Annotated in this window: 14 protein-coding genes; 11 read left to right on the plus strand and 3 right to left on the minus strand. The window is 70.3% G+C overall.

The window, feature by feature from the left end:
- Nucleotides 1–26 precede the first annotated feature (26 nt).
- The 4 genes from dnaJ (at nt 27) to R2E43_RS20255 (ending at nt 4,203) form a co-directional block, all read left to right on the plus strand.
- Nucleotides 27–1,226, plus strand: coding sequence for a molecular chaperone DnaJ (dnaJ, locus tag R2E43_RS20240; protein WP_003975270.1), 1,200 nt, complete (start codon nt 27–29; stop codon nt 1,224–1,226).
- 5 nt (nt 1,227–1,231) lie between these two features.
- On the plus strand, nt 1,232–1,687 hold the full coding sequence (locus R2E43_RS20245; RefSeq protein WP_003975271.1) for a heat shock protein transcriptional repressor HspR: 456 nt from the start codon (nt 1,232–1,234) through the stop codon (nt 1,685–1,687).
- Between the two features lie 203 nt (nt 1,688–1,890).
- The gene (locus tag R2E43_RS20250; protein ID WP_003975272.1) at nt 1,891–3,009 is read left to right on the plus strand and encodes a sugar ABC transporter substrate-binding protein; all 1,119 of its coding nucleotides are present in this window, start codon (nt 1,891–1,893) and stop codon (nt 3,007–3,009) included.
- Between the two features lie 156 nt (nt 3,010–3,165).
- Nucleotides 3,166–4,203: a helix-turn-helix transcriptional regulator gene (locus R2E43_RS20255; RefSeq protein WP_030872048.1), complete on the plus strand. Its 1,038-nt coding sequence runs from the start codon at nt 3,166–3,168 to the stop codon at nt 4,201–4,203.
- Here R2E43_RS20255 and R2E43_RS20260 read toward each other — a convergent pair.
- Both R2E43_RS20260 and R2E43_RS20265 read right to left on the minus strand, forming a co-directional pair.
- Complete coding sequence (locus tag R2E43_RS20260) at nt 4,166–5,149, minus strand: helix-turn-helix transcriptional regulator (protein WP_030872051.1); 984 nt, start codon at nt 5,147–5,149, stop codon at nt 4,166–4,168. The genes R2E43_RS20255 and R2E43_RS20260 overlap by 38 nt on opposite strands.
- Nucleotides 5,146–6,183, minus strand: a complete 1,038-nt coding sequence (locus R2E43_RS20265; protein ID WP_167541047.1) for a helix-turn-helix domain-containing protein — start codon at nt 6,181–6,183, stop codon at nt 5,146–5,148. The genes R2E43_RS20260 and R2E43_RS20265 overlap by 4 nt, the downstream gene beginning before the upstream one ends.
- 298 nt (nt 6,184–6,481) lie before the next feature.
- On the opposite strand from R2E43_RS20265, the gene R2E43_RS20270 reads away from it, so the two are divergent.
- The 4 genes from R2E43_RS20270 (at nt 6,482) to R2E43_RS20285 (ending at nt 12,173) form a co-directional block, all read left to right on the plus strand.
- Entirely contained in the window at nt 6,482–6,817 is a 336-nt protein-coding gene (locus R2E43_RS20270) for a hypothetical protein (RefSeq protein WP_332056428.1), read from the plus strand.
- A 283-nt stretch (nt 6,818–7,100) separates the two neighbouring features.
- Nucleotides 7,101–9,698, plus strand: coding sequence for an ATP-dependent chaperone ClpB (clpB, locus tag R2E43_RS20275; protein ID WP_106518250.1), 2,598 nt, complete (start codon nt 7,101–7,103; stop codon nt 9,696–9,698).
- Between the two features lie 169 nt (nt 9,699–9,867).
- Complete coding sequence (locus R2E43_RS20280; protein ID WP_332056429.1) at nt 9,868–11,511, plus strand: recombinase family protein; 1,644 nt, start codon at nt 9,868–9,870, stop codon at nt 11,509–11,511.
- Between the two features lie 125 nt (nt 11,512–11,636).
- Nucleotides 11,637–12,173, plus strand: coding sequence for a YbjN domain-containing protein (locus R2E43_RS20285; RefSeq protein ID WP_003975279.1), 537 nt, complete (start codon nt 11,637–11,639; stop codon nt 12,171–12,173).
- Between the two features lie 95 nt (nt 12,174–12,268).
- On the opposite strand, the gene R2E43_RS20290 is transcribed toward R2E43_RS20285, so the two are convergent.
- Complete coding sequence (locus R2E43_RS20290) at nt 12,269–13,459, minus strand: pyridoxal phosphate-dependent aminotransferase (protein ID WP_003975280.1); 1,191 nt, start codon at nt 13,457–13,459, stop codon at nt 12,269–12,271.
- Between the two features lie 206 nt (nt 13,460–13,665).
- Between R2E43_RS20290 and R2E43_RS20295 the strand changes: the two genes are divergently transcribed.
- The 3 genes from R2E43_RS20295 to R2E43_RS20305 all read left to right on the plus strand — a co-directional run bounded on the left by R2E43_RS20295 (nt 13,666) and on the right by R2E43_RS20305 (nt 16,704).
- On the plus strand, nt 13,666–13,959 hold the full coding sequence (locus R2E43_RS20295; RefSeq protein WP_016326594.1) for a hypothetical protein: 294 nt from the start codon (nt 13,666–13,668) through the stop codon (nt 13,957–13,959).
- A gap of 400 nt (nt 13,960–14,359) precedes the next feature.
- A complete protein-coding gene (locus R2E43_RS20300) occupies nt 14,360–14,896 on the plus strand; it encodes a DUF2617 family protein (RefSeq protein ID WP_003975282.1) in 537 nt (178 codons plus the stop codon).
- 131 nt (nt 14,897–15,027) lie between these two features.
- Nucleotides 15,028–16,704, plus strand: a complete 1,677-nt coding sequence (locus R2E43_RS20305; protein WP_265696003.1) for a polyamine aminopropyltransferase — start codon at nt 15,028–15,030, stop codon at nt 16,702–16,704.
- Nucleotides 16,705–16,882: the final 178 nt, after the last annotated feature.

The raw sequence follows: 16,882 nt of genomic DNA on the forward strand, positions 1-16,882 counted from the left end.
AGGGCGCGAGAGGAGGGACGTCGGGGATGAGCACGAAGGACTTCATCGAGAAGGACTACTACAAGGTTCTCGGCGTCCCCAAGGACGCCACCGAGGCCGAGATCAAGAAGGCGTACCGGAAGCTCGCCCGCGAGAACCACCCGGACGCCAACAAGGGAAACGTCAAGGCGGAGGAGCGCTTCAAGGAGATCTCCGAGGCCAACGACATCCTCGGTGACCCCAAGAAGCGCAAGGAGTACGACGAGGCCCGCGCCCTCTTCGGCAACGGCGGATTCCGCCCGGGGCCGGGCGCGGGCGGCGGCGGCACCTTCAACTTCGACCTGGGCGACCTCTTCGGAGGCGGCGCCCAGGGCGGGGGAGGCCAGGGCGGCGCCGGCGGCTTCGGCGGCGGCCTCGGGGACGTCTTCGGCGGCCTGTTCAACCGCACCGGCGGCGGACCGGGCACCGGCACGCGCACGCAGCCGCGGCGCGGGCAGGACATCGAGTCCGAGGTCACCCTGAGCTTCACCGAGGCCATCGAGGGCGCGACCGTGCCGCTCCGGATGTCCTCGCAGGCGCCCTGCAAGGCCTGTTCGGGCACCGGCGACAAGAACGGCACACCGCGCGTGTGCCCGACCTGCGTCGGCACCGGCCAGGTCGCCCGGGGCTCGGGCGGCGGCTTCTCCCTCACCGACCCGTGCCCGGACTGCAAGGGCCGCGGCCTGATCGCCGAGGACCCCTGCGAGGTCTGCAAGGGCTCCGGACGCGCCAAGTCCTCGCGGACGATGCAGGTCCGTATCCCCGCCGGGGTCTCGGACGGACAGCGCATCCGGCTGCGCGGCAAGGGCACGCCGGGCGAGCGGGGCGGTCCGGCGGGCGACCTGTACGTGGTCGTGCACGTCAAGGAGCACCCCGTCTTCGGCCGCCGGGGCGACAACCTCACCGTCACCGTCCCGGTCACCTACGCCGAGGCGGCCCTCGGCGGCGAGGTCCGCGTCCCGACCCTGGGCGGTCCGTCCGTCACGCTGAAGCTGCCGGCGGGCACGCCCAACGGCCGCACCATGCGGGCCCGGGGCAAGGGCGCGGTCCGCAAGGACGGCACCCGCGGCGACCTTCTGGTCACCGTGGAGGTGAGTGTTCCGAAGGATCTGACGGGGAAGGCTCGTGACGCGCTTCAGGCGTATCGCGAGGCGACCGCGGACGAGGATCCGCGGGCGGAGTTGTTCCAGGCCGCGAAGGGAGCTTGACGGGAATGGACGGTCGGCGACGCAACCCGTACGAACTGACCGAGGACACCCCGGTCTACGTCATCTCGGTGGCGGCCCAGCTCTCCGGCCTGCACCCGCAGACGCTGCGCCAGTACGACCGCCTAGGCCTGGTCTCCCCCGACCGCACGGCCGGCCGCGGCCGGCGCTACTCGGCCCGCGACATCGAACTGCTCCGGCAGGTCCAGCAGTTGTCGCAGGACGAGGGCATCAACCTGGCCGGAATCAAGCGCATCATCGAACTGGAGAACCAGGTCGCCGAGCTCCAGGCCCGCGCGGCCGAGCTGGCCGCCGCGCTCGACGGCGCGGCCACGGCGATGCGCCAGCGCGAGGCCGCGGTGCACGCGTCGTACCGCCGTGACCTGGTCCCTTACCAAGAGGTACAGCAGACCAGCGCCTTGGTGGTCTGGCGGCCGAGCCGCCGCGGCCAGTCCTCGGACTGAGCCGGACCGGCAGTCGGCACAAGGGAAACGGCAGCACCGGCCCCGGAGGACCACCGCGTCCTCCGGGGCCGATTCACAACGGTGCTGTCTCATTGGTCTAGTACTTCTTGACGATTTGGTGAAGACAGCGTTGGCTCTCTTCACCGGGGTCACCTGGGTCACCTGGAGAGCAACTACGCCCGTGTGTCGGAAGGTCTAGCGCAGTGAGCAGCCGTGCCCGTCGAATCGCCATATCCGTGGCCGCGTCCCTGATGACCTTCTCGCTGGCCTCCTGCGGCATGCTGGGCGCGTCGGAGAGCAGCGACGACGCCAGCCCCACCAAGGGCAACGACCTCCTGGTCGGACTGCTGCTGCCGGAGAAGGAGAACACGCGCTACGAGCAGTTCGACTACCCCTTCTTCAAGAAGAAGGTCGGCGAGCTGACGCGTGACGAGGGCATCGTCAAGTACGCCAACGCCGAGGCCAGCGCCACCAAGCAGGCCGACCAGATGCAGCAGATGATCGAGGACAAGGTCGACGTGATCGTGCTGGACGCGGTCGACGCGCACGCCATCGCGGACGGCGTGCAGAAGGCCAAGGACGCCGGCATCCCCGTCATCGCCTACGACCGGCTGGCCGAGGGCCCGATCGACGCCTACATCTCCTTCGACAACGAGCTGGTCGGCGAGGTCCAGGGCCGCTCGCTCATCGAGGCGCTCGGCGGCGACCCGGAGAGCTCCGCGAAGATCGTCATGATGAACGGCTCGTCCACCGACCCCAACGCCAAGCAGTTCAAGGCGGGCGCGCTGTCGGAGCTGAACGGCAAGGTGACGATCGCCCAGTCCTTCGACACCAAGGACTGGAAGCCGGAGAACGCCGAGGCGAACATGACCGAGGCGATCGAGAAGATCGGCAAGAAGAAGATCGCGGGCGTCTACTCCGCCAACGACGGCATGGCGGGCGGCGTCATCAAGGCCCTGGAGGACGCGGGCGTCACCGACCTGCCGCCGATCACCGGCCAGGACGCGGAACTCGCGGCGGTCCAGCGGATCGTCACCGGCGAGCAGTACATGAGCGTGTACAAGTCCTACCCGCAGGAGGCCGAGAACGCCGCGGAGATGGCCGTGGCGCGGGTCCAGGGCCGGGACATCCAGTTCGACGCGCTCGCCCGCGACAAGGTCGACAGCCCCACCCACAAGGGCATCCCCGCCCAGCTCGTCCCCGTCGTCGCCCTCACCAAGGCCAACATCGAGGAGACGGTCGTCGCGGAGGGCTTCTACAAGGTCACCGACATCTGCACCGCCAAGTACGAGGACGCGTGCGCGGAGCTCGGTCTGAAGTAGGCAGCACGCGTGTCCGCCCGGTTCCACGGTGACCGGGCGTTCCGCCCGCAACCCGCTCTTTTCGGCCTCCGTCCGCCGCGGAGCCTTGTTGCGGAGCCGGTCCCGGCCGCGCATAGTTGCGCTGCGGAGGAGCCGGAACCGGGGGTGGGATGGGCGATGGCCGGGCACGGGGCTCAGGAGCACCCGCACGGGGCCGACCGGCTGTGCGCGGCCGGGGACCGCGTGTACTCCCGGGCGGTCCGGCGCGGCCGGGTCCCGCGCCGGGACGCCGAGCCGGTGCCCTGCCTCCTGGAACTCGCCCTGCTGCACCCCGACCCCGACGACATGGACTGGCTGGTGCCGACCTCCCCGCAGGAGGTGATGACGCGGCTGCTGCGCGGAGTCCACGACGAGGTCAGCGCCAGTCAGCGGCGGGTGGGCTCGGCCGTGGAGGCCTTCGAGTGGTACGCGGACCTCGGCCGGCTGCTCCAGACCCCGGCCGGCACGGAGAGCACGGCGATCCGGGTCCTCGACGGGCTGTCCCGCATCCAGGCCGCGATGGACGAGGCGACGCAGGCCTGTACGACGGAGGTGCTCACCGTCCAGCCCGGCGGCATCCGGCGCGAACACGAGCTGTCCGAGGGCCTGCACCGGGCGCTGGCGCTGCGCGGACGCGGGGTGCGGATGCGGGACCTGTACACGCACGTGGCCCGGCACGGCCAGGGCCTGCTCAACTACCTGGAGCTGATGGGCGACGCGGTGGAGGCACGCACCCTGGACGAGGTCATCGACCGGCTCATCCTCTTCGACCGCACCGTCGCCTTCATCCCCGCCAACACCGACCGCACGATGGCCCTGGAGCTGCGCCACCCGGCCCTGATCTCCTACCTGGTCACGGTCTTCGAACGCCTCTGGCGCCTCGCCATCCCGCTGACCGCCCCGCTTCCCGACACCGGCATCGAGGGCATCTCCCACCGCGAGCAGTCCATCGCGGCGCTCCTGGCGGAGGGGCACCAGGACGCCGTGATCGCGGAACGCCTCGGCATCAGCGTCCGTACGGCCCGTGCGCACATCGCCCGGCTCTCGGAGACCCTGGGCGCGGCCAGCCGCACGCAGTTGGGCGTCCGCATAGCCCAGGCCGGCCTGGACGGCTCTCCGCGCGGCGCTCCGTCCCCCGTCATGCTTCCTGGTCGAGAATCCCCGACTGCCCGATGAGGTAGCCGAGCTGAGCGCGGCTCTCGCTGCCGAGGGTGGCGGCGAGTTTGGCGATGTGGACGCGGGCGGTGCGGACGTTCATGCCGAGGCGGTCGGCGATGTCGGAGTCGGTGTGGCCTTCGACGAGGAGGGCGGCTATGGCGCGTTGGCGGGGGGTGACGCCGTTGAGGGTGGGCTGGTGGACGGCTTGGGGGTGCATGGGGGTGGCGAGGTGCCAGAGGCGGTCGAAGGTGTTGACGAAGTAGGCGATGAGGGCGGGGTGGCGGACTTCGAGGGCGAGTGAGCGGTCGGCGCTGGCGGGGATGAAGGCGACGGTGCGGTCGACGACGATGAGCCGCTCGGTCACCTCGTCCAGCGTGCGGGCCTCCACGTCTCCGGTCAGCTGCTCGTAGCGGGCGCGGGTGTAGGGGGCGTGGCGGGTGGTGTGCTGGTACAACGCCCGTACGCGGGCACCGCGATCGAGGAAGTCCTGGTCCCGCTTCATGGCCCCTTCGAGGATGTCGGGGCGCTTGGTGACGTGCGCGTCGTGCGGCTGGATCGCGAGGAGTTCCTTCCTGCCCTCGGCCATGGCTTCCTCGATGGCCTGGCCGGTGCGCTCCTTGCTGCTGAGGATGCGGAGGGTCGGGGTGTCCTCGGTGCGGAGACCCCGGCGGCCCAGGCGCATGAGGGGCTCGAAGACGTCGGCCATCCGCTGCCCGCGCCGTCTCTCGTCGGCGATGCGGTCCTCCGAGGACCGGAGCAGTCGCTGCAGCGCGACGGTCGGTGGGACGGGCTCCAGCCGGTCCAGGTCGTCGATGGCGGGGTGCAGGAGCCCGAGGTCGACGAGGCACGGCGCGACGGACACCTCACCACTGCTCAGGTGGCCCTCACGCAGCGCACGGGAGTAGAGATCGAGACCTGTCTCGCACAGTTCGTCACCGCAGTGCTGGTGCGTCCCGCCCGTCATGCGTTGTTTTCCCCTCCCAGGTTCCGGTTCCCCTGTTCGAGAATCCCAGACTGGGCTATGAGGTATCCGAGTTGGGCGCGGCTGCCGCTCCCCAGGGCGGTGGCCAGTTTGGCTATGTGCGCCCGGCAGGTGCGTACGTTCATGCCCAGGCGGCGGGCGATGGCCTCGTCGACGTGGCCCTCCACCAGGAGCTTGGCTATGGAGTGCTGGATGTCGGTGATGCCGTCGGGGGCGGTCTCGTAGGGGGCGCCGGCGGTGAGCGGGACCGCTCGGCTCCAGATGAACTCGAACACCTTGATCAGGTAGCCGACGAGTCCCGGGTGACGGATCTCCAGGGCCACCTGCCGGTCGTCACGGACCGGGATGAACGCCACGGTCTCGTCGCAGATGATCAGGCGTTCCACCAGTTCGTCGATGGTGCGGTACTCGGCCTTGCCGGTGGAGAAGCGGTCCACGTAGGCCAGCCGCTCGGGACTGTAACGCGCCGTGTGCTGGTAAAGCGTCCGGATCCGCACCCCGCGCTCGGTCAGGGTCTTGTCGCGCTCCAGCCCTTCGATGACTCGCCGCTCCGGGTGACGGGCGCTGGGCTGGATGCTCAGCACCTCGTTCGTGCACTGGTTCGTGGCCAGGTCGAGAGCGGTGTTGATGCGGTCGAGGCCTTCCAGCACGGTGATCGAATGCGTGGAAGACGTGCCTTGCGCACTGAGGGCCATGAACGGCTCGAAGGTTTCGGCCAGCTCGATGGACGTCCGCCTGCGCTGCGAGATCTCCCGTTCGATCGGATTGAGTCGCTGCGCCAGAGCGACCGCGGGGGGCACGGGACGCAGCCGGTTGGCGTCGTCGGGATCGGGATGCAGGAGGGCCAACTCCATCAGGCACGGAGCGGGCTCCGCGTCGGCGCGCGTTATATATCCAGTACGCAGGGCGTTCGCGTAGAGGCGCCCGCCCTCCCTACACAGTTCAGTGATGGAATGGGGATGTGTCTCGTTGGTCCGATTCGTTGTCAAATCTCCACCCCCCAGGGTCCTGAACATGCAGGAACATGATGCACCGATTGTGTGGCCATGACGTGCCTATATGAGCCATCGTCTTATCCGACGGGGGAATGAGGGGACCTTCAAGTGAGGACGAAGCCGACTATGTCTAAGAGATTGCTTCGCTCGGTGCTTGTCGCCGCCTTCTCCGCCGTCGTGGCCTTCGGAGCTCTGAATGGCCTCGGTACAGCGCAGGGCGACGAGCGAGTGGGCAGTGTGGAGTCAGTGGCGGAGGTGCCCGCTGCGTCCGTCGGTGCGAACGCCGAAGCAACTACGAGTGACACCATCTGGTCGTGACATGACTACTCCACCTGATGACCGCTCCTTCCGGCGTGAAATGGCCACCGCCTACCGCTCCGGCTGGCGCTTCATCGACCTGGTCACCGCGATCCCGCACGCCGGTGACTCCCTGATGGTGACCGTCTTCGGCGAGCCGGTCGTCGTCACGCTGGACGAGGACGGCGACGTGCGTGCGTACCGGTGTCTGCGGCGGCCTCGGGGGGCGCCGCAGCCCGTCCGGTGTGCCATCCGGTACGGAATGATCTTTGTGAACCTGGACCAGCGGGACCACCGGCTCGAGCAGCCGGAGATCCCCGAAGTGAGGACCATCTCGGCCACCCCCCGCAGTGCCTGACGCGATTCCCCCGTCGTAACACAATCGCTCAGGTGCTTCCCCCCGGCAGCGGCGTCACCGTGACCTGAACACGGTGACGCCGCTGTCGCATGTGCGGACATATCGCGAAACCAGCCGGTTCCAGGGCTGGCCGAAAAGGTACTCGTGTACCGCCTCCCGTCTCCCGCCCCGCTGCCCGGCCGTCCCTCCTCGGCGGAGAAGTGTGCCCGACTCCTTGAGTGGCCCTGACTCAACTTTGTGTACGCTGGACGAGTCAGCACTACGCGAGGAGGAGAGCCAGAACGTGGACGCCGAGCTGACCAACCGGAGCCGGGACGCGATCAACGCGGCCAGCAACCGGGCCGTGACCGAGGGAAACGCCGACCTCACCCCCGCCCACCTGCTCCTCGCCCTGCTTCAGGGGCAGGACAACGAGAACATCACCGACCTGCTCGCCGCCGTCGAGGCCGACCTCGCCGCCGTGCGCACCGGCGCCGAGCGCATCATCGCCGGGCTGCCCAGCGTGACCGGGTCCACCGTCGCACCCCCGCAACCCAGCCGTGAGATGCTCGCCGTGGTCGCCGACGCCCAGGCACGCGCCAAGGAACTCGGGGACGAGTACCTCTCCACCGAGCACCTGCTCCTCGGCATCGCCGCGAAGGGCGGCGCGGCCGGAGAGGTACTGGAGGGGCAGGGAGCCAGTGCGAAGAAGCTGCAGGAGGCCTTCCGCAAGGCGAGGGGAGGGCGTCGCGTGACCACCGCCGACCCCGAGGGCCAGTACAAGGCCCTGGAGAAGTTCGGTACCGACCTCACCGCCGCAGCCCGGGACGGGAAGCTCGACCCCGTCATCGGACGGGACCAGGAGATCCGGCGGGTGGTCCAGGTGCTCAGCCGGCGGACCAAGAACAACCCCGTCCTCATCGGCGAGCCCGGCGTCGGCAAGACCGCCGTCGTCGAAGGGCTCGCCCAGCGGATCGTCAAGGGGGACGTGCCCGAGTCGCTGAAGGACAAGCGGCTGGTCGCGCTGGACCTCGGCGCCATGGTCGCCGGGGCCAAGTACCGCGGCGAGTTCGAGGAGCGGCTGAAGACCGTGCTCGCCGAGATCAAGGACTCCGACGGGCAGGTCGTCACCTTCATCGACGAGCTGCACACCGTCGTGGGCGCCGGCGCCGGCGGGGACTCCGCCATGGACGCCGGGAACATGCTCAAGCCCATGCTCGCGCGCGGCGAGCTGCGCATGGTGGGCGCCACCACCCTCGACGAGTACCGGGAGCGGATCGAGAAGGACCCCGCCCTGGAGCGGCGCTTCCAGCAGGTGCTGGTCGCCGAGCCGACCGTCGAGGACTCCATCGCCATCCTGCGCGGACTCAAGGGACGCTACGAGGCCCACCACAAGGTGCAGATCGCGGACAGCGCGCTGGTGGCCGCCGCGAGCCTCTCCGACCGGTACATCACCTCGCGCTTCCTGCCCGACAAGGCCATCGACCTGGTCGACGAGGCCGCCTCCCGGCTGCGCATGGAGATCGACTCCTCTCCCGTCGAGATCGACGAACTCCAGCGCTCCGTCGACCGGCTGAAGATGGAGGAGCTGGCGATCGGCAAGGAGACCGACGCCGCCTCCCTGGAGCGCCTGGAGCGGCTGCGGCGCGACCTCGCCGACAAGGAGGAGGAGCTGCGCGGCCTCACCGCCCGCTGGGAGAAGGAGAAGCAGTCCCTCAACCGGGTCGGCGAGCTGAAGGAGAAGCTCGACGAACTGCGCGGGCAGGCCGAGCGCGCCCAGCGCGACGGCGACTTCGACACCGCCAGCAAGCTGCTCTACGGCGAGATCCCGGACCTGGAACGGGACCTGGAGGCCGCCTCCGAGGCCGAGGAAGAGGTCGCCCGGGACACCATGGTCAAGGAGGAGGTCGGCGCCGACGACATCGCCGACGTCGTCGCCTCCTGGACCGGCATCCCCGCCGGGCGCCTGCTCGAAGGGGAGACGCAGAAGCTGCTGCGCATGGAGGACGAGCTGGGCAAGCGGCTCATCGGCCAGACCCAGGCCGTGCGGGCCGTCTCCGACGCCGTACGGCGCAGCCGGGCCGGGATCGCCGACCCGGACCGCCCGACGGGTTCCTTCCTCTTCCTCGGCCCCACCGGCGTCGGCAAGACCGAGCTGGCCAAGGCGCTCGCCGACTTCCTCTTCGACGACGAGCGGGCCATGGTCCGCATCGACATGTCGGAGTACAGCGAGAAGCACAGCGTGGCCCGGCTGGTCGGCGCCCCGCCCGGGTACGTCGGCTACGAGGAGGGCGGCCAGCTCACCGAGGCCGTGCGGCGGCGGCCGTACACCGTCGTACTGCTCGACGAGGTGGAGAAGGCGCACCCCGAGGTCTTCGACATCCTGCTCCAGGTGCTGGACGACGGCCGGCTCACCGACGGCCAGGGCCGCACCGTCGACTTCCGCAACACCATCCTGGTGCTCACCTCCAACCTGGGCAGCCAGTACCTGGTCGACCCGACGACCGGCGAGGCGGAGAAGAAGCAGCAGGTCCTGGAGGTGGTCCGGTCCTCCTTCAAGCCGGAGTTCCTCAACCGGCTCGACGACCTGGTGGTCTTCTCGGCCCTCAGCCAGGAGGAGCTGAGCCGGATCGCACGGCTCCAGATCAACGGCCTGGCCCGGCGGCTCGCCGAACGCCGCCTCACCCTGGAGGTCACCGACGAGGCCCTCGCCTGGCTGGCCGAGGAGGGCAACGATCCGGCCTACGGCGCCCGCCCGCTGCGCCGCCTCGTGCAGACCGCGATCGGCGACCGGCTCGCCCGGGAGATCCTCTCCGGCGAGATCAAGGACGGCGACACGGTCCGCGTGGACCGCTTCGGCGACGAGCTGATCGTGGGGCCGGCGAGCGGCAAGACGCTGTAGAGCGCAAGGCCCTTCCCACCGCGGTCCTGGAGCACTCGCTCCAGGACCGCGATGGTCGTGGTGCGGGCGCCGCGATGTGGTTTTCACGGTGAACTTCGAGTCGATAATGAGGGTTTGACGTATCTGATGTGCCGGTGTGCTCGTTGTGTCGAATGGGAGGGATATCGATATGAAGCGAGTTCTGGCCGTTCAGCGCATCAGCCGCGACACCGAGGCGTCCTCAGCGCTCACGAGACAGGACGAGGCCCTTACGCGCGCGATACGACAGGGCACCTACAGGGAGGTGGGACGTGTCGTCGACGCCACCGTCTCCGGGGCTGTCCATCTCGACCAGCGTCCCATTCTGAGGAGATGGCTCGCAGAGCCGCTGGTGCACGAATGGGACGTGCTCATGGTCACCGAGCAGGACCGCATTACGCGGGACGACATGCACTGGTGGCACTTCGTCGACTGGATCCTGAAGAACGGGAAGGATGTCGAGGTACTCGACGATCCGACGTTCGACATCCAATCCGAAGACGGACGGATGCTCGCGGGTATCAAGGCGGCGCAGGCGGCCAAGTACCGCAAAGCAGTGCAGGCCAAGCAACTCGACCGTACGCAGTTCTTCCGGGAGAACAGGCTGTGGAACGGTGGTGTCTGGCCGTTCGGCTATCGCGCCGAGGTCTTTTCCCACCTGGGAGAACGCCGCAAGCGTCTGACGGTCGATCCCTGTACCTCTCGGCTTGTGCGTGAAGCCTACGACCGTCTTGTGCATGGCGAAGGCACCGTCTACGCCGTGGCGAGGGACTGGAACCTTCGAGGTGTGCCAAGCGCCCGCGATCACCAGCGCAGGGAACAGAACAAGGATCTGCCGGAACAGGAACACAGGCCGGAGAAGGGGACCCGCTGGTCCGTGACGCCACTGCGCAACATCCTCAGGTCACCCGCCCTGATGGGTGTGATGATGCATCGTTCCGAACCTGTCCTGGACGCCGAGGGACAACCCGTGGTCTGGGCCGAACCCGTTCTCACGTCCGAAGAGTTCGCAGAGCTGCAGGAAGTGGTTCTCACCGAGCAGCGCACGGCGGAATCCGGACCTGGTAAGCGCTGGCGGACTCCGCTGCTCGGTGTGGTCTTCTGCATGTGCGGTCGGCCTATGTACGTTCGGCACCAGAAGAACCATCTGGCTGATGGCACGACGGCGGTCCTGACGTACTACCAGTGTCGGTCCGTCTCCGAAATGAATCGCTGTGAGGCTCCCTCGACGTGGCGGGCCGAAAGTCTCTGTGCAGTCGTGGAGCGGGACTTTTTGGACCAGGCCGGAGACCGGACCGAAATGAAGCGCACCTATGTACCGGGTCGGGACCACACTGCGGCCATCGCCGAACTGCGCAGCGCCCTTGCCAATCTCACCGTCGCCATCGGGACGGCAACCGCACCGGCTGCCGTTGCTGTTCTCACCCGGCAGATGGACGAGCATGCGAGGACGATCACGAGGCTGGAAGCTGAGCCGGTGGTCCATGCTCGGTGGAAGGAGGAGCCCACTGGTGCGGCCTACCGAGAACAGTGGCGTGCGGTCAAGGACTGGGAGAGCCGGGCAGCGCTCCTCGCCAAGGCCGGTGTTCGCTTCTTCTGCGAAGGAACGCACAAGTCGGGAAGCGTACACATGTACCTTCCCTCCGCCTCACAGCGACGGGTGAGCGGCGTGAGTCTTTCGAAAGAGGCTGTGGAGGTCGTCGGGATCGGCCCTCTCGAGGAGGAGGCCCGTCGATATTTCACCGATCTGCGGCGGACCAAGGGGATGGGACCGGGGTTCTGGTACTCGCGCTGATCCGGCCACGCGGCCGACGCCCGGCCAGGCAGGTTGCCGGGCACGGCCCAGGCGAGAGAGGGTGGGTCGTACGTCTGGCCTCAGCTATGGCCGGACGAGCCAGACGACCGCAGGAGTGTCCCAGAATGTCTATCGACCCGTCTTCGATTCCGAACTTCGGGGGCAAGCAGCCCGAGCCGCAGCCCCAAGGACCGGCGGGCCCCGTCGTCCCGGATCAGGATCTTGTGAAGCAGCTCCTCGAACAGATGGAGCTGAAGTACGTCGTCGACGACGAGGGCGACCTCGCGGCGCCGTGGGAGCAGTTCCGTACGTATTTCATGTTCCGTGGCGAGGGTGACCAGCAGGTCTTCTCGGTGCGGACGTTCTACGACCGGTCCCACCAGATCGACGAGAAGCCGCAGCTGCTCGAGTCGGTCGACGACTGGAACCGGCGCACCCTGTGGCCCAAGGTGTACTCCCACACCCACGACGACGGCACGGTCCGCCTGATCGGCGAGGCGCAGATGCTGATCGGCATGGGCGTCAGCCTGGAGCACTTCGTCTCCTCGACGGTCAGCTGGGTGCGGGCCGCGATCGAGTTCGACCGGTGGCTCGTGGAGCAGCTCGGCCTGGAGCAGGACGTCAACGAGTCGGAGAAGCCGACCGACGAGGACGGCGAGTAGTCCGCCCTTGCGGCACCACTCCGGAGAGCCCGGCCCCCGCTGCCGCGGGGGCCGGGCTCTCTCACTTCCCACGGCTCACGCCGAGAGTGTCCGGCTCACGCCGAGAGCGTCTTGAGCCGCCCCACCGCCTCCTCCAGCACCGGCAGCCGCTTGCAGAACGCGAACCGCACGAAGGGCGCGCCCTCCTCCCGGTGGTCGTAGAAGACCGCGTTGGGGACGGCGACGACGCCCGCGCGCTCGGGCAGGGAGCGGCAGAAGGCGAAGCCGTCGCGCTCGCCGAGCGGGCGGATGTCGGTGGTGACGAAGTACGTCCCGGCGGGGCGGTACACGCCGAAGCCCGCCTCGGCCAGGCCCGCGGCCAGCAGGTCCCGCTTCGCCTCCATGTCCTGCCGGTAGGCGGCGAAGTACGACTCCGGCAGCGCGAGCGCCTCGGCGACGGCGTACTGGAAGGGCCCCGAGGCCACGTACGTCAGGTACTGCTTGGCCGAGCGGACCGCCGTGAGCAGGGCGGGCGCGGCGGTGACCCAGCCGACCTTCCAGCCGGTGAACGAGAACGTCTTGCCGGCCGACCCGATGGTCACCGTGCGCTCCCGCATCCCCGGGAAGGACGCCAGGGGGATGTGCTCGGCGGTGCCGAAGACCAGGTGCTCGTAGACCTCGTCGGTCACCACCAGCAGGTCGCGCTCCACCGCCAGCTCGGCGATCGCGGCCAGCTCGTCGCGGGTGAGGACCGTGCCCGTCGGGTTGTGCGGGGTGTTCAGCAGCAGCAGGCGGGTGCGGTCGGTGACCGCGTCGCGCAGCTCGTCCAGGTCCAGACGGAACGTGCCCTCGTGCGGCCGCAGGGTCACCGGCACGCGGGTGCCGCCCGCCATCGCGATGCAGGCCGCGTACGAGTCGTAGTACGGCTCCAGCGCGACGACCTCGTCGCCGGGCTCCAGCAGGGCCAGCAGGGCGGCCGCGATGGCCTCCGTGGCGCCGGCGGTGACCAGGACCTCGGTGTCGGGGTCGTAGGACAGGCCGTAGCGGCGCTGCTGGTGGCCGGCGACGGCGGCGCGCAGCTCGGGGACGCCCGGGCCCGGGGGGTACTGGTTGCCGCGCCCGTCGCGCAGTGCCCGCACCGCGGCCTCCCGGACCTCCTCGGGGCCGTCGGTGTCGGGGAAGCCCTGGCCGAGGTTGATCGCCCCGGTCCGCACCGCCAGGGCGGACATCTCGGCGAAGATCGTCGTCCCGAACTCCGCGAGCCGGCGGTTCAGGAGGGGGCGGGCGCTGGAGCTCATCGAGGTCATGCCGGTCATCCTGCGCCGAAGCTCTGGACTTCCTCAACTCTGCTTTGGGGCGTGGCGGCGAGGGGCATCTCCCGTGCACGCCGGTGAGCTTCACGGCGGGATCCACAGGCAGGCGACAGGCAACCGACACGCGGCGAGGCGTCCGACGGGGGACTGCTTCGGGGGACTTCCGGGCGCGGGCCCGGGAACGGAAGGAGGGTGGAGCCGTGGTTACAGGCATCATCCTGTTCGTGATCGCAGCCCTGGTGATCAGGGGACTCGTGGCGGGCCGGCGCACCTCGGGTGCGGCCCGGACCGGGGCCGGGCGGGGGCCGCGCCGGTCGAGCACCGGCGGGGGCGGCGACAGCGGCGGCGGCACCAACAGCTGGTGGGCGGGCGACGGGGGCGGTTCGTCCTCCGACGGTCACCACTCGGGCCACTCCTGCGGTGGCGGCTCGTCCTGCGGAGGCGGGTCGTCCTGCGGGGGAGGGGGCGGCGGATGCGGCGGAGGCGGCGGCTGACACGGGGCAGCTGAGCCTTTCGGTCAGGGGGAACCGCATCCCTTCTACGGGGCCCGCTCCTGGGGCCGGGCCCCGCGTCCCCACCACGAGCGCCCGCCGGGCCATCCTCCCGGTGGGCGCTCGCACGCCCGGCGCACTCCGTACGGGCGGGGTGTGCGCTCGGGTTGAACAGTTGAGCTGTGGAGCCCCCTGAGGGATGGAAACGTCACGAAGTTGGGTAAAAACGCTGTGGTGGCGCCATCGTTCATGATTCGCTCTCCCTCATCAACGCAGCTCCTCGGACGACCTGTTGACCCCCCTCCTGACCGGCCGACTGGGCTGAGCGGGCCGCATCCCCGGCAGTGCCACGGATGTGCAGGCCCCACACCTTCCTCTCCTTGTGTGCTTGCGGAGCCGATCCATGCTCACGACCCTGAATACCGCCTACACCGACACTCGCGCCGCCGACCTGGCCTGGGCCCTGGGCCGCGAGCCGCTGCCCGCGCTCGCCTGTCTGGACGTCGAACTGACGGACGCCAGACTTCAGTTGAGGTTGCTCGGCGCCTCCCACCAAGTCCTGCTCGAGGAGGAGCGGGGCAGCTGCTCGGAGACGGTGGCGTGCATCCCCGGCAGCAGTACCCCCCTCCCGCTGGGCGTCGCCAAACGGGTGGGCGACTGGGAGTACGAGTTCGCCGCCCGCGTCGAGGTGCTGACGCCGGGCTCCTTCGCCGGCCGCGCCCAGGAACTGCTGGCCCTGGTCTCCGACCACCCGCACGGCCTGGCCGGTGTCTTCCCGGGCAGTCCGCACGCCTTCACCGCGCTGCTGGCCCAGCGGCACGAGGGGCAGGTGCACTGGCGGACCTGGCACGCCTATCCGCAGGACGGCCAGTTGGTGGCGACCCGGACGCGAGTGGGCGTGCGGGTGCCGACGGCCCGGCTCAGGCCGTCCGCGGTGTGAGCGGGCGGCACCGGCGGGTGCGAGCGACCGGGCACCGAATGGAACCGAATAAACCTGTGGTGCACGACAGGCCCTGAGTTTCACACGTGTGGGTGACGAAGCGCAGTGCTGGAGTGACGTAACGTCACTGCGTGATCGAACCGCACGCGCCCGCCCCGCCCGGCTCTCCGCCGTCCTGGGGCGGCCCCTGCGGCCCGGAAGCGCCCGCGCGGCTGCCCGTCCGGCCGGCCGTCGGGCGGTTCCTGGTGCTGGCGGGCGTGTTCGTGTGCGCGGCCTGCGGGCTCGTGTACGAACTCGAACTCGTCGCGCTCGCCTCGTACCTGATCGGCGACTCGGTCACCCAGGCGTCCGTCGTCCTGTCCGTCATGGTCTTCGCCATGGGTCTCGGCTCGCTCGCCGCCAAACGGCTGCGCGGCCTGGCGGCGGCCGGCTTCGGCGCGCTGGAGGCCGCGCTCGCCCTGGTCGGCGGCTCCAGCGCCATGCTGCTGTACGCGGTCTTCGCCTGGACCGGCGGCTGGGGCGGCCTGTGGGCCGACGGCCCGCGCATCCTGCTGGTCGCCTTCTCGCTCGCCATCGGCGTGCTGATCGGCGCCGAGGTGCCGCTGCTCATGGAGCTGATCCAGCGGGTGCGCAGGCAGGACCCGGGCGGTGCCGTCGCCGACCTGTTCGCCGCGGACTACGTCGGCGCGCTCGTCGGCGGCCTCGCCTTCCCGTTCGTCCTGCTGCCCTTCCTCGGCCAGCTCACCGGCGCGCTGCTCACCGGCACCGTCAACGCGGTCGTCGGCGCCGCCCTGGTCCTCGGACTGTTCCGGCGCGACCTGACCCGGCGGGCGCGCTGGCTGCTGCTGACCGCCAACGCGGTCGTCCTCGCCCTCCTCGCCACGGCGACCGTCCTCGCCGACGACTTCGAACGCGCGGCCCGGCACGCCGTGTACGGCCAGGACGTGCGCGTGGCCGTCCGGACCGGCGTGCAGGAGGTCGTCCTCACCGGCGACGCCGACGGCCGGCCCCTCGACCTGTTCCTCGACGGGCGGCTGCGGGTGCGCGGCAGCGACGAGCGGAGCTACCACGAGGCGCTGGTGCGCCCCGCCATGGGCGGCCCGCACGCGCGCGTGCTGATCCTCGGCGGCGGCGACGGCCTGGCCGCGCGGGAGGTGCTGCGCCACCCCGGCGTGCGCCGCGTCGACGTCCTCGAAGCCGACCCCGGCCTGGCCCGGCTGGCCCGGCACGACCCCGGACTGTCCACCCTCAACGAGCACGCCTACGGCGACGCGCGCGTCCGAGTCCTCTCGGGCGACGCCTTCCACCGGCTGCGCGCGACGCCCTCCGCGACGTACGACGTGGTGATCTCGGACCTGCCCGACCCGGGCGTCACGGCCAGCACGAAGCTGTACTCCCAGGAGTTCTACGGACTGCTGGGGCGGGTGCTCGCGCCCGACGGGCGGCTGGCGGTCCACGCGGGCCCGGTCGACGCCCGTCCCCGCGCCTTCTGGACCGTGGACGCCACCCTCCGCGCGGCGGGCCTGCCCGCCGTCGCCTACCGCGTCGGCGCCCGCGACACCGGCCCCGGCCCCGGCCCTGGCCCCGGCTCCGTGCCCGGCCCCCGCCGCGCGGCCGCGGGCCCTCCCGCGCCCCGCGGCTGGGGCTTCCTGCTGGCCGCGCGCACGGCCCCCGCCCCGCGCCTGGACCCGGCGGCACCCCGCCCGCACAGCCTGACCCCGGACTCCCTGGCCCGGGGCGTCCGCGAGGCGGCCCGCACCCGGATGGCGGGGCTGCCGCCCTCCACGCTCGTGCATCCGCGGTTCTGAGCGCGCCCGCGGGCGCCGCGAGGGTGATCCACCGCGTCCCCGTGCGGCGGTCCGACCCTCCCCCCGGGACGGACCGCCACACCCCCCTGTGGATCGCTCGCACCGGGAATCTACGGCCGCCCCGCGCGCAGCGGAATCCGGCGGTGGGTGGAGACCGGAGCCAACCCAGCGCGGTAGT

Origin of the sequence: Streptomyces violaceoruber (assembly GCF_033406955.1) — a bacterium.
Lineage (GTDB): Bacteria > Actinomycetota > Actinomycetes > Streptomycetales > Streptomycetaceae > Streptomyces > Streptomyces violaceoruber.